The following is a 12,284-nucleotide window of genomic DNA, read 5'->3' as shown; positions in this document are numbered from 1 at the left end:
GGCGCGGCCTCACGGAAGTCCCTCAGTCCGGGCATGGGCACGTCCCCACGCCGCTTTCTGAGGTGGTCACCGGGGGCCCTGGTTCCAGACGACGAGGGGGGGCGGGACGGCGGCGAGGATCTGGCGGATCACGTCCTCGGGGTCGATCCCGTCGGCCAGGGCGTCGAAGGTGAGCATCAGCCGGTGGGACATCACGTCCACCGCCACGTCGCGGATGTCGTCGGGGAGCAGGTAGTCGCGGCCCCGCAGCAGCGCCAGGCCACGCCCCGCGGCGACCAGGCCGAGGGTGGCCCGGGGACTGACACCGATCTCGATGTTCTCCTCCAGTCCGGCCAGGCCGTAGTCGGCGGGGGAGCGGGTGGCCATCACGAGCCTGACCACGTAGTCGGCGACGAGCTGGTGGACCGAGACCTGATCGGCCATCGACTGCAGGGCGGCCAGCCGCGCGGGGTCGAGCACCGCCCTGGGAGTCGGCGGCGTGACGCTCATCCGGTGCAGGATCTCCAGCTCCTCGTGGGCGCTGGGATGGGTGACGCGGACCTTGAACAGGAACCGGTCGCGCTGGACCTCGGGGAGGGGGTAGACGCCCTCGGACTCGATCGGGTTCTGGGTGGCCAGCACGATGAACGGCCTGGGCAGCGGATGGGTCTCCCCGGCCAGGGTCACCTGCCGCTCGGCCATGACCTCCAGCAGCGCCGACTGCACCTTGGCCGGGGCCCGGTTGATCTCGTCGGCGAGCAGGAAGTTGACGAACACCGGGCCGAGCTCGACGTCGAAGACCTCGCGGGAGGGGTGGTACACCCGGGTGCCCACGATGTCGCTGGGGACCAGGTCGGGGGTGAACTGGATACGGGCGAAGGCGCCGCCGACCACGGTGGCCAGCGTCGAGGCGGCCAGGGTCTTGGCCACGCCCGGCACGCCCTCCAGCAGGCAGTGGCCGCGGGCGAGGAGCGCCACGAGCAACCGCTCCACCATGTGCTCCTGCCCGACGATGACCCGCCGGACCTCGGTCAGGGCGTCGCGCAGCAGTCCGGTGTCGATCTCGCTCGGCAGTTCTTCTGCGACGGTCATGTCGATATTCCATCACGTCCGGGAAGGGAACCGCCGGGTCGACCCGGCGGTGAATCGCCTTCCCCGTCATGGTTCCCGTGTTCGAGACGGCCGGTGCCCATCTCGGCTGAGAGAGGCGAGAAGCCGACTCCTCGGATGGGGGGAGGTCACCCGAGCCCGGTGGTGGCTCGCACGGTGTGCCCGATCTCGTCACCCGTGCGGCATGGGGTGATCACCCGGGTGTGCTTTCATGTCAGACGTGGCCACTCCGCTCCAGTATGGTGACCCGCCCCAGTTGGGACCCTTCGTCGTGCAGGCACGTCTGCGGGTGGGACCCGCCGGGCTGGTCTATCTCGGGCTCGCGCCCGATGGCAGGGCCGTCTCGGTCGCGGTGCTGACCAGGGGAGCCGCGCTCGACCCGGCGGCCCGTGACCGCTTCGTCACCGGTGTCCGTGACGCGGCGGCCAGCCGTTCCGGCGTCCGGGGCTGGATGGCCAGGGCGACACGCGGGCGCACCGCGGTGGCCGACACGGTCCCGCAGGTGCTGGCCATGGACGGCGGGAGCGCCCCGTGGGTGGCCACGCCGTACGAGCCCGACAGGGCGGGAGCGGAGCGGTTCCTCGAACCGGTGCTGGTCAGCGGAACGCTGATCGGCGAGCAGCACGGCCCCGACTTCGCGCCGCACTGGGTGGGCGACCGCTCGCCCGCGCTGCCCGCGCCGCCCAAGAGCGCGCCGCCGCCGACCGAGACCCGCCGAGCCGTGATCGTCGCGGGGGTCGTGCTGACCCTGCTGCTCGTGCTGCTGGCCGTGACGGTCTGGCTCCTGCTGCGCAAGGAGGACGATTTCCGGCCGCCGCCGAGGCCGCTGCCGCCCACGGTGTTCGTACCGACTCCGCCACCGGTCCCCGCGACGCCGGATCCCGGCCGGCCCACCCCTTCGCCGTCGCCGAGCCAGAGCGGGACCGGTACCCCCGGCCCTGAGCGGGGCGACGAGAACGAGGGCGAGCCGATTTAGGGGGGCCGCCCGTGAGGCCGGGGAGGCGGCCGGTGGGTGGTCCGCCTCCGGGCGCGGGTGTGTCGGCCGGCTGGGAAAGGGCGCCCGCCGAGCCGTCGCCGGCTGTTTAAATTGCCACCCCTCTTTGTGAAGATTCTTCTCTTTATCGCTATAAAGCACTCTGTGTCGGTTAAGGGGGATTGTGTGCCGATATGGAGTGGTACGCCGAGCGCGACCGCGGCAGGGAAGGAATCGTCATCATGACGGATGTGTCGAGCGTGGGACCCCAGCCGGGCGATGACCGCCCGATCCTGACCAATCGGCAGGGGCACCAGGTCTACGACAACCAGAACCAGCGCACGGTCGGCGCGAGGGGTCCGGCCACGCTGGAGAACTACCAGTTCCTGGAGAAGATCAGCCACTTCGATCGCGAGCGCGTCCCCGAGCGGGTGGTCCACGCGCGAGGGGTGACCTCCTACGGTTACTTCGAGGCCTACGGCACGTTCGGTGACGAGCCGATCAGCCGCTACACCCGGGCGAAACTCTTCCAGGAGCCCGGAAAGCGGACCGATGTGGCCGTCCGGTTCTCCACGGTGATCGGTGGCAGGGACTCCTCGGAGGCCGCCCGCGACCCGCGCGGGTTCGCGGTGAAGTTCTACACCGAGGACGGCAACTGGGATCTCGTCGGCAACAACCTGGCGGTCTTCTTCATCAGGGACGCCCTCAAGTTCCCCGACGTGATCCACTCGCTCAAGCCGGACCCGGTGACGTTCAGGCAGGAGCCCGGCCGGATCTTCGACTTCATGTCGCAGACGCCGGAGAGCATGCACATGCTCGTCAACCTGTTCAGCCCGCGCGGCATCCCGGCCGACTACCGGCATATGCAGGGCTTCGGGGTCAACACCTACAAGTGGGAGAACCAGGAGGGCGACAGCCGTCTGGTGAAGTACCACTGGATCCCCAAGCAGGGCGTGCGCAGCATGACCGCCGAGGACGCCGCGGCCGTACAGGCACTGGAACTCGGGCACGCCACCAAGGATCTGCACGAGGCGATCGACCGGGGCGACTTCCCCGAGTGGGAGCTGCGGGTGCAGATGATGAGCGATGACGACCACCCCGAGCTGGACTTCGACCCGCTGGACGACACCAAGGTGTGGCCGGAGAACGAGTTCCCGCCCATGCCGGTCGGCAAGATGGTGCTGAACCGCAATGTGGCCAACAACTTCGCCGAGAATGAACAGATCTCCTTCGGGACCGGCGTCCTGGTCGACGGCCTCGACTTCTCCGACGACAAGATGCTGGTGGGCCGTACCTTCTCCTACAGCGACACCCAGCGCCACCGGGTGGGCCCCAACTACCTGCAACTGCCGGTCAACCAGGCCAAGCACGCCCAGGTGCGCACCAACCAGCGCGACGGCGAGATGACCTACCACGTCGACGGGCAGGGCGCCAACCCGCACGTCAACTACGAGCCGTCCATCACCGGGGGGCTCCGGGAGGGGCAGTACCCCACCTACGACGAGCAGGGGCCGGTCATCTCCGGGAGGCTGACCCGCAAGCGCATTCCACGTACCAACGACTACACCCAGCCCGGTCAGCGCTACATGCTCATGGAGCAGTGGGAGCGCGACGATCTCGTGCTGAACTTCGTCGACATGCTCTCCCAGGCCTCGCGCCCCGTCCAGGAGCGGATGGTCTGGCACTTCCTGATGGTCGAGGACGATCTCGGGCTCAGAGTGGGAGAGGGGCTGGGCATCAGCCCCGGGGACGTCTCCCACCTGAAGCCGTTGATCGGCCAGGACCTGACGGACGAGGACCGCGAGCGGCTGTCCAAGCTGGGCAAGAACGGGCCGCGCGAGGTGACCGGCCTGAAGATGACGCACTGCGTGCCCGACGAGCGGGCACGGGTGGAGCGGTAGGAACCGGCCGCCGGGCCGGGGTGCGCACCCCGGCCCGGCGGGGGCGGCGGTCGCCGGGCCCCGGAGCGCGCGGGGATGGTCCGGCCGTTGCGCACCGCCGGGGTTCGACCCACTGATCGGGGCCTTCCTTAACGGAAGGGACCATCGGTCAAAATCGCCCGATTTTTCCGCTTAAAAGGTATGAGTACCACTACAGCGGGCACGCGATCCTCAACCTGAGCTGCCAGTATCTGAGCCGTTCTCACTCCCAATTGGATCGCCATGCCTGTTAAGAGCAACGTTATTCCGATCATCAACTGGTCTCGCCGCTCCTCCTGCCTCAGTGAGGATCCCGAACTCTTCTTTCCGGTGTCCTACGAGGGGCCGGGTCGTGAACAGTACGAGCGTGCCAGAGCCGTGTGCCGCCGCTGCCCGGTGCGCGGGCGCTGCCTGGAGTACGCGTTGAACACCCAGCAGATGGACGGTGTGTGGGGAGGCACCACCCCCGACGAGCGCAGGGCCACCATGACCAGGGCGAGGCGCCAGGTCAGGTAGCGGTGCCCCGGAGCCGGCCGGCCGCCCAGATCTCGCCCTGCCCGTCCTGTTCGCCGGGCTCGCCCGCCTCTTCGACGAGCGCGCGGAACCTGGCGGCGTTGCGCTGGGCGTTGTCCCGGCAGCAGTTGTTGAAGAGCACGTGGGTGACCTCGGCGCGCAGCGCCGGGCGCACTCCAGGATGTGGCGCCTGTTGTTCTCCCCGATCGGGAACCACGGCGGGAACTGGAAGAGCACCGCTCCCAGCCTGCCCGCCTCGTGCAGCGGCTCCAGCGCGCTGAGGAATCGCCGCCAGACCTCCTCGACGATCTCCGGCGGCACGTCTTTGAGGTGGAGGTTGCGCTCCGGCGGTGTGCCGAGCCTCTCCCGCGACGGCTGTCGGCATGTCCATCGGGTGCCCGGGGAGAGGCCGGTGAACCTTCCTCCGCCACGGCTTTGCCGTATGCGGTGGTTCACCGGCCCCAGGTGACCGCCGTGCCGGTCAGCGGCGGGGCGAGGGCCAGGGGTTGGGGCGGCAGCCGTACAGGGACTTGGTCTGCTGGAGCATCACCGGGGCCCGCCGGCCGGGGCCGGGGCAGGAGACGTGGCCGTGGCCGAGGCCGTGCCCGACCTCGTGGCTGATGACGTACTCGCGGTAGGAGGCCACGTCACGGCCGTAGCCTCGCGCCCCGGTGTTCCAGCGGACCGCGTTGATGATCGCGCGCCCGCCGTTCCAGCAGGACAGCGTGCCGTTGGTCCGCATCGGCAGGCAACGCCGGTCGGCCGTCTCCGGGCTGCTCAGCGAGACCCTGAGCTCCACCGGGCCGCGCGCCACCCGTTTGAACCGGTACCCCCAGCCACGCGGGTCGTTGAGGATCCGGTGCACCTCGGAGGCGAACTCCTCCACCTCGAACGGCAGGCCGCGCTCGACCTCCACCGCGTACCGGACGACCCTGCCCTTGCCCCTGGGTGGTCTGGCCTCGCCGGGGGCGACGGCGTAGCGGCCCTTGGCCGCCCGGGGCACCTTCACCCTCAGCGGTTGCTGCCGGCCGTTGGCCAGCAGGAGCGGCTCCTCGGCCGGGCCGGAGGGGTCGGCCGTACCCCGAGGCTGCGGTGGCGGGGTCGGTGTCACCGGCGTCACGGGTATCTGGGGCAGGGCGGCGTCCGGGGGTGGGGGAATGTCGGGAACAGGCTCGAGGTGACCGCTCAGCAGGGTGACCGCTCCGGCCGTGAACGTGGCCATGACGCTGAACGCGAGAAGCCACATAACGGTCTTGGAGTCACGTCGACTTTCGTTCCTGGACATAGTCCGTAAACCCTATTGCCCTCCGGAGGTAACTGATCAAACCAGGGGAAAATCCATCAGATGGTGGCATCTCGGAGAGTCTTGGGGCGGGTACGCCGACGGCGGCCGCGGGTGGCGGCCGCCGTCGGGTCAGGGGGTTCGCGGTCGTGGGCCGCCGCCGGTGCCGTGCTGCGACGGCGGCCCGGTGCCCTAGGAGTGCGGGCAGGTGTCCTGGTACTCGGAGATGTTCCTGTCACCCCGGGGCGCGGGGCACAGGAACTGCTCGTAGCGGGTGTCGTTGTCGACGAACCGCTTCAGCCACGAGATGCTGTACTTGGCGATCGTCGTGTTGGAGCTGTTGGGTGCGAAGTGGCCGGCCCCGTCGAGTTCCAGGTAGGCCTTCTCCGAGGAGGCCGGGATGCTGTTGTAGAACGGCTTGGAGTGCAGGCTCACCGAGGCGATGGTGTCGTTCTCCGCGCCGACGATCAGCGTCGGGACCCGGATGCCCGACCAGTTCTTGGTCAGGTTCCACGCGGTCAGCGGGATGGCCGCCTGCAGCTGCGGCCGGCTGTTGGCGGCCTCCAGGGTGCCGCCACCGCCCATCGAGTGCCCCATCACGCCGAGCCTGCCGGCGTCGACCCGGCTGGCCGCCGAGCTGCTCTGCACCAGGTAGTCGAGCGCGGCCAGCAGTTGCCTGCCGCGGCTGGCGGGCTGGTCCGCGGTGGTGATGGTGTCGATGTTGAAGACCACGAAACCGTGGGAGGCCAGCCGCGAGGCGAGCCAGGCCATGCTCGACCTGCTCGCGGTGTAGCCGGGGGCGATGGCTATTCCGCCGAAGGTCCCCTCGCTGGTGGACGTCGGGTAGTAGATCGTCCCTCCGCCGAAGCCGGTCACCCGGAGCGAGGAGACGTTGGTCTCCGCGATCGCGAAAGGCCCTCTGACCGCCTCGATGCCGGCGTTGGTCGGGTCGGGGCCGCGGTCGTACGGGCCCGCGGCGGCGGCCTGTGCGGCGGGGGCCGCGACGGCCTGCGCGGTGGGCGCGAGGCCCCCGCCGGTGCCGAGCAGAGCGAGTGCGAGGGTCAGCGTGGCGACAGTCGTCGCCCGGCGGGACCGCCTGGGCGCGTGGGCCTGGGGGGTGGTGCTGTACGGCTGCACGTTGCTGTACTCCGTTCCTGTGGGGGGAACCAGGGCGATACGGTGGTCGGCCGACGACCGTTCGTCGCGCGCCGGTCCGCCGCCGGAGGTGGCGACGGCACGGTCGGCGCTACCGGGTAACCCCTCGGGTTTCTGACATTCGCCACTTTCTCGTTGTCAGGTCCGGAGTGCATCGGTGAAATCACCCGTACTGCACTGCACCCGTGAATCAGGACATCAGTCGCACCAGCTCCACCCGCGAGCGGATGTCGAGCTTGGTGAAGATGTTCCTGAGGTGGTGCTCGACGGTCCTCGGGCTCAGGAAGAGCCGGGCCGCCACCTCCCGGTTGGTGGCGCCGTCCGCGACGATCCGCGCGATCTGGTACTGCTGAGCCGTGAGTTTCTCGGTGGCCTTGGGGCGGGACGACCTGACGGCCTCCCCGGCTCCGCGCAGCTCGGTGCGGGCCTGCTCGGCCCAGAGGCGCGCGCCGGACCGCTCGAACGTCTCCAGGGCGCTGTGCAGATGCTCCCTGGCCGCGCCGGGACGCCGGTTCCTGCGCAGGGCGCTGCCGAAGAGCAGCTGGGTGCGAGCCGTCTCGAACTCGGAGAAACCCTGGTGGTGCAGGTCGAGCGCTGCTCTGAAGTACTCCTCGGCGTCACCCGGGGCGGCCAGGAGCGCGTGACAGCGCGTGGCGAGCGCGCGCCGGTCGGGGCTGCGAGTGCTGCCCACCCAGCGGTCCAGCACCCGCAGGGCCCTCTCGGCCGCCTTCCGGTCGCCCGTGCGCGCGGCGGCCTCGACGAAGTGGGGCGTCGACATGACCCGCACCACGAGGTGGCCGCCTGTCCCGCCCGACCTGGACGTGGCCCGTAGCCGCTTGGCCGCGTCGGCGTGGCGTCCCGCCGCGAGGTCGAGGTGGGCCAGCGCCCAGTTGCCGAGTGCCCCCGCCACGCCCAGGCCATGGGCGCCCGCCAGCTCGATGGCGCTCGCCGCCCTGATCGCGCACGTCTCCTCGTCGCCCTCGACGGCCGCGGTGAGCGCGAGCCATCCCAGGTGCTGGCCCGCGCTGTTGGGCCTGCCGCGCTCCTGGGCGATCCGGAGCCCCTCGACGGCGCTGGCGGCGATGGAGGCGTAGCGGCCCATCCAGATCTCGGCCTGGATCATGAACTCCAGTACCTGAGGCACCGTGGAGACCGCCCCGAGCGCGCGCGCCGTCTCCACCGCCCGGCCGAACAGCCGCTGCGCCTGCGCGTCGTCACCCAGCAGCAGGCCGGCCACCCCCGCCCACACCAGCACCGACGGGGTGCGCACCGAGGGCGCGAGCTCCAGCACCCGGCGGAGCGGATCGGCCGCCTCCCGGTGACGGCCGCCGAAGGTCGCCGCCGTACCGGCCAGATACTCGAACATCAGCTGGGTGGCCGCCGGGTCGTCCGGGCGGCGCAGCGTGGCGGCCCGCCGTGCTATGTCCAGGTAGCGGACGTTGTCGCCGGCCAGATAGCTCGCCTCGCCCGCACGGATGAACACCCGGACGGCCTGTCCCCGGTCCCTGTCCAGCAGCGACTCGGCCGCCGACATCAGGTCGTCCCCGGCGCTGCCGGTCTTCCCGCTGCGCAGCTCCAGGCTGCCGCGGATCAGCTCGGCCTGGCTCCGTACCTCCTCGGAGATGGTCAGCGAGTGCAGGCGGGCCAGCAGCGACCGGGCGCGCCGGGGCAGCCCGGCACGCCACGCGCGGTTGGCGGCGGCGGCCAGGCGCGCGGCCTTGACGTCGCCGTGCGCGGTCAGCTCGGCCGCCCGCTCGAAGGCGAGGAAGGAGGCCGGATGGCCGCCCTGGAAACCCGCCGCCGCGGCGGCCGCGGCCAGTTCGTCGGCCAGCGACTCGTCGGGGCCGTCCATCGCGGCGGCTCGATGCCAGGCGCGCCGCAGCCGCTGGTGGTCGTGGCGCAGCACGCCGGCGAGCAGGCGGTGCGCCGTGCGGCGCCGGGCAAGCGAGGAGCCGGCGTAGACCACGGCCCGCATCGCGGGCTCGTGGAAGTCGTAGCGGTCGCCGGCGACATCGGTGACGCGGACGATCACGCCCGCCCTCTCCGCCGGTTCGAGCACGGTCAGCGCGCACCGCGGCTCCGCGGCCTCGAGCAGGGTGACCGTCTCCAGATCGGGGTCGGCCGCGAGCAGCAGGAGCATGTCCGCGGTGTCGCCGGGCAGCCGCGCCAACCGGTCGGCGTACGCGCGCCAGAGCCGCCCGCCTCTCGGCAGCGTCTCGGGCGGCGCGGCGGCACCGGAGAGCTGCTCGGGACTGAGCGACCGGGCGAGCTCCCCGAGCGCGAGCGGGTTGCCGCAGGCGATCTCCAGCAGCGACGCCCGCACGTCGTCGGTCAGTCCCGGCACCAGGTCGCCTGCCAGCCGCCCGGCCGCCTCCTTGTCCAGGGCGTCCAGCTCGAAGGCCGGTATGTCGTCGGGGACGGCGGTGCCGTCGTCGGCACCGAACAGCAGTGCCACCGCCTCCCCCGTCAGCCGCCTGGCCGCGAAGAAGAGCGCCTCGCGGCTGGGCGCGTCGAGATGGTGAACGTCGTCGACGCAGGCCAGCACCGGGCCGCCGGCAGCCGCCAGGAGGTTGAGCACCGCGGCGGGAAGCGCCAGCCCGCCGTCCACCGCGCCCAGTTCCAGTGCCCGCGCCAGCGCCGCGGCCTGTGCCGGGGGCAGCGCGGGCAGCCGGTCGGCGACCGGCCGGAGCAGTCCGTGCAGCCCGGCGCAGGGCAGGTGCGACTCCGCCTCGCTGCCGCGCACCCTGAGCACGAAGAAGTCGCCCGACTCGCCCGCGCGTTCAGCCGCGACATCGAGCATCGCGGTCTTTCCCGTTCCCCGCGCCCCCCGCAGGATCAGCGCGCCTCCGGATCCGTCGCGCGCGGCGTCGAGGAGTCGCAGCAGTGCGTCCTGCTCCGCGTCACGGCCGTGCAGCGCCGGTGACCGGGTGACGGGGGAGGGGGAGGGCATGTCCCAGTGTTACGCGCGTATGTCGCGCCTGGAAAGGGCCGGTGCGGGGGTCTCCGCCGGTCCGCGCCGGTGCCCCGGCAGTTTCCGCGGGGAAGACCGGTGATTTCACCGATGCGCGCCGGGGAAACGGGCCGGAGGCGGCAACCGGGCCGGAGGGAGGGGGTCTCCGGCCCGGTTCAGGGGGTGCTCACCAGCCCGGGACGATCATCTTTCTGGCCTGCCCGGGGTCGTCCGCGCCCAGGGCGAACCGGGCGTTGTCGCGGCACTGCGCCAGGGAGTGCGCGGCGAGGCTCTCCCGCACCGCGGGAACGCTGGGCGCCGACATCGACAGGCTGGTGACGCCCAGCCCGACCAGGACCGTCGCCAGGAGCGGGTCCGCCGCCGCCTCGCCGCACACGCCGACGGGCTTGCCCACCGCCTGCCCGGCCGCGGCGCAGTCGGCGATCAGCTGGAGCAGCGCCGCCTGCCAGGGGTCGAGCAGGTCGGCGAGATCTCCGTGCTGCCGGTCGGAGGCGAAGGTGTACTGGCTCAGGTCGTTGGTGCCGATGCTCAGGAAGTCGAGCTCCTTCAGCAGGCGTTCGGCACGCAGCGCGGCGGCGGGGACCTCCACCATCGCCCCGACGCGGGCGATTCCCCGGGCGCGGGCCCGCCCGGCGAAGTCGGCCGCCTCGCCCACCGTCGTCACCATGGGCGCCATCACCCACGGCTCGGCTCCGCTCTGGCGCGCGGCCTCGGCGATGGCGTCGAGCTGGGTGTCGAGCACCTCGGGCCTGACCCGGGACACCCGCAGCCCCCGCACGCCCAGCGCCGGATTGGTCTCTTCGGCCAGCCCGAGGAACGGCAGCGGCTTGTCGGTGCCCGCGTCGAGGGTGCGGACCACGACGTGCCCGCCGGGCGCGGCGCGGAAGACCGCGGCGTAGGCGGCCACCTGCTCCTCGTAGCCCGGCTCCTCACGCCGGTCCAGGAAGAGGAACTCCGTACGGAACAGTCCCACTCCCTCGGCGTCCACCCCCTGCGGGGCGAGGTCGGCCGCGGAGCCGATGTTGAGCAGCAGCTTGACCGGGTGGTCGTCGGAGGTGCGGCCGGGGCCCCGGCTCGTGCTCGCCCGGCGGCGTTCGGCCTCCGCCAGGCGCTGGATCTCGGTGGCGGCCTCCTCGCCGATGCCGACCTCCACCTCGCCCCGCAGACCGTCGACGGACACCCACGTCCCCTCGCCGACCTCGCTCATCTCCCGGCAGGCGACCACGGCGGGCAGGCCGCGGGCGCGGGCCAGGATGGCGGTGTGGCTGGTCGGGCCGCCCTTTGAGGTGACGAGGGCGAGGACGGTGTCGGGGTCCAGGTTCACCGTGTCGGCGGGGGAGAGATCCTCGGCGACCAGGACGAAGGGATGACCGGGGGTGGGCACCCCGGGGACGGGTAGGCCGAGCACCGTCGCGACGGCCCGGTTGCGGACGTCGTCGAGGTCGGCGGCTCGTTCGGCGATGTAGCCGCCCGCCGCCAGCAGTGCGCGCCGGTGGTGGGCGCATGCCTCGTCGATGGCGTACGCGGCGTCCTTGCCCGACCTGACGGCGGCCTCTACGGACTCGTGCAGACCGGGGTCGTCGGCGATGAAGGACTGCGCCTCCAGGATCGCCCGCGCGTCGGTGTCGGGTGCCTTCTCCGCCCGCTCCGCCAGTTCGGTGGCGGTGGCTCGCAGCGCGTCCAGCGCCCGGCCGAGTTCGGCGTCGGCGTCGGCGACCGGCGTGGGGGCCGGCAGCTCCGGCGGGGCCGCCATCCGGCAGACCCGTCCAGCGGCCCGCCCTGGGCTCACGCCCAGGCCCTTGAGCGTCTCAGCCATGCGGTGTCTCTTCGGCGTCGAGGTCGCGGGCGAGCAGGTCGGCGAGGGAAGCGAGGGCCTCGTCGGCTCCCGGTCCCTCCGCGTCCAGGGTGACCTCCGTGCCGTGCGTCGCGCCCAGCGCCAGCACGGCGAGCATGCTGTTGGCGGGTACGGGTTTGCCTTCCCCGACACGGATGCGGACGGGCATCCCCTGCCTGGCCGCGGCCTGCACGAAGATCTTCGCGGGCCGGGCGTGGAGGCCCGTGCTTGAGGCGATGACCACTGTCCTCTCCGGCATCTCCGGTTCTCCTTCTGCGTGTTCTGCGAGTGGTGTGAGCTTGCGCCGGCTCTCCCGCCGGATCCGGCGGGAGGCGGGTGGGGCACTCCGGTGTGGGTGGGCGGGTCTTCCGGAGGTTCCCCGGCACGGTCTTGCGCTCCTGTCCGGCCCGGAGGCCCGGAGCTCCGGGGGCCGGAGCTCCGGGCCGGGGGCGGTCAGGGCTCGATGGTGACCTTGATGGCCTCACCCCTGCTGACGATGTCGATCGCCTCCAGGACCTCGGTCAGAGACAGACGATGCGTGATCAGGT

The 12,284-nt window shown here is 71.8% G+C and carries 10 protein-coding genes and 1 pseudogene; 3 read left to right on the top strand and 8 right to left on the bottom strand.

Translation table 11 applies throughout. The features are described 5' to 3' along the window. Positions 1 to 66: 66 nt before the first annotated feature. Entirely contained in the window at positions 67 to 1,071 is a 1,005-nt protein-coding gene (locus ACWD3H_RS07300) for an AAA family ATPase (RefSeq protein ID WP_355564946.1), read from the bottom strand. 229 nt (positions 1,072 to 1,300) lie between these two features. Here ACWD3H_RS07300 and ACWD3H_RS07295 point away from each other — a divergent pair, with 229 nt between their 5' ends. The 3 genes from ACWD3H_RS07295 to ACWD3H_RS07285 all read left to right on the top strand — a co-directional run bounded on the left by ACWD3H_RS07295 (position 1,301) and on the right by ACWD3H_RS07285 (position 4,497). Next, positions 1,301 to 2,065 carry a hypothetical protein gene (locus ACWD3H_RS07295; protein ID WP_355564949.1) on the top strand — a complete coding sequence of 255 codons (765 nt, stop codon included), beginning with the start codon at positions 1,301 to 1,303 and terminating at the stop codon, positions 2,063 to 2,065. Positions 2,066 to 2,304: 239 nt separating this feature from the next. Next, complete coding sequence (locus ACWD3H_RS07290) at positions 2,305 to 3,963, top strand: catalase (RefSeq protein WP_355564952.1); 1,659 nt, start codon at positions 2,305 to 2,307, stop codon at positions 3,961 to 3,963. A 261-nt stretch (positions 3,964 to 4,224) separates the two neighbouring features. After that, positions 4,225 to 4,497: a WhiB family transcriptional regulator gene (locus ACWD3H_RS07285; RefSeq protein ID WP_030904446.1), complete on the top strand. Its 273-nt coding sequence runs from the start codon at positions 4,225 to 4,227 to the stop codon at positions 4,495 to 4,497. On the opposite strand, the gene ACWD3H_RS07280 is transcribed toward ACWD3H_RS07285, so the two are convergent. From ACWD3H_RS07280 to ACWD3H_RS07250, 7 genes and pseudogenes are all read right to left on the bottom strand, one after another. Continuing rightward, positions 4,490 to 4,669, bottom strand: a complete 180-nt coding sequence (locus tag ACWD3H_RS07280; protein ID WP_451954392.1) for a hypothetical protein — start codon at positions 4,667 to 4,669, stop codon at positions 4,490 to 4,492. The two genes, ACWD3H_RS07285 and ACWD3H_RS07280, sit on opposite strands and share 8 nt — an antisense overlap. Before the next feature lie 50 nt (positions 4,670 to 4,719). Then, positions 4,720 to 4,815, bottom strand: a pseudogene (locus ACWD3H_RS07275) (hypothetical protein); the annotation flags it as partial. Positions 4,816 to 4,975: 160 nt separating this feature from the next. Beyond that, complete coding sequence (locus tag ACWD3H_RS07270) at positions 4,976 to 5,716, bottom strand: DUF3152 domain-containing protein (protein WP_355568494.1); 741 nt, start codon at positions 5,714 to 5,716, stop codon at positions 4,976 to 4,978. Positions 5,717 to 5,968: 252 nt separating this feature from the next. Beyond that, positions 5,969 to 6,913, bottom strand: coding sequence for a bis(hydroxyethyl) terephthalate hydrolase (bdeA, locus tag ACWD3H_RS07265; RefSeq protein WP_451954391.1), 945 nt, complete (start codon positions 6,911 to 6,913; stop codon positions 5,969 to 5,971). Positions 6,914 to 7,121: 208 nt separating this feature from the next. Continuing rightward, positions 7,122 to 9,881: an AAA family ATPase gene (locus ACWD3H_RS07260; RefSeq protein ID WP_451954390.1), complete on the bottom strand. Its 2,760-nt coding sequence runs from the start codon at positions 9,879 to 9,881 to the stop codon at positions 7,122 to 7,124. A 187-nt stretch (positions 9,882 to 10,068) separates the two neighbouring features. Further along, complete coding sequence (ptsP, locus tag ACWD3H_RS07255) at positions 10,069 to 11,718, bottom strand: phosphoenolpyruvate--protein phosphotransferase (protein WP_451954389.1); 1,650 nt, start codon at positions 11,716 to 11,718, stop codon at positions 10,069 to 10,071. After that, the gene (locus ACWD3H_RS07250) at positions 11,711 to 11,995 is read right to left on the bottom strand and encodes an HPr family phosphocarrier protein (protein WP_355568506.1); all 285 of its coding nucleotides are present in this window, start codon (positions 11,993 to 11,995) and stop codon (positions 11,711 to 11,713) included. The genes ptsP and ACWD3H_RS07250 overlap by 8 nt, the downstream gene beginning before the upstream one ends. Positions 11,996 to 12,284 lie beyond the last annotated feature (289 nt).

It is taken from the genome of Streptosporangium sp. NPDC002607, from assembly GCF_053592655.1.
The sequence above is the reverse complement of the archived record's forward strand: the minus strand, read 5'-3'. Positions and strand labels throughout refer to the sequence as shown.

Excerpts from the sequence above, each read along its gene's own strand:
- ACWD3H_RS07290 (WP_355564952.1), top strand. The coding sequence starts at position 2,305 with ATGACGGATGTGTCGAGCGTGGGACCCCAGCCGGGCGATGACCGCCCG.
- ptsP (WP_451954389.1), bottom strand. The coding sequence starts at position 11,718 with ATGGCTGAGACGCTCAAGGGCCTGGGCGTGAGCCCAGGGCGGGCCGCT.
- ACWD3H_RS07250 (WP_355568506.1), bottom strand. The coding sequence starts at position 11,995 with ATGCCGGAGAGGACAGTGGTCATCGCCTCAAGCACGGGCCTCCACGCC.
- ACWD3H_RS07285 (WP_030904446.1), top strand. The coding sequence starts at position 4,225 with ATGCCTGTTAAGAGCAACGTTATTCCGATCATCAACTGGTCTCGCCGC.
- ACWD3H_RS07295 (WP_355564949.1), top strand. The coding sequence starts at position 1,301 with ATGTCAGACGTGGCCACTCCGCTCCAGTATGGTGACCCGCCCCAGTTG.
- ACWD3H_RS07300 (WP_355564946.1), bottom strand. The coding sequence starts at position 1,071 with ATGACCGTCGCAGAAGAACTGCCGAGCGAGATCGACACCGGACTGCTG.
- ACWD3H_RS07260 (WP_451954390.1), bottom strand. The coding sequence starts at position 9,881 with ATGCCCTCCCCCTCCCCCGTCACCCGGTCACCGGCGCTGCACGGCCGT.
- ACWD3H_RS07270 (WP_355568494.1), bottom strand. The coding sequence starts at position 5,716 with ATGGCCACGTTCACGGCCGGAGCGGTCACCCTGCTGAGCGGTCACCTC.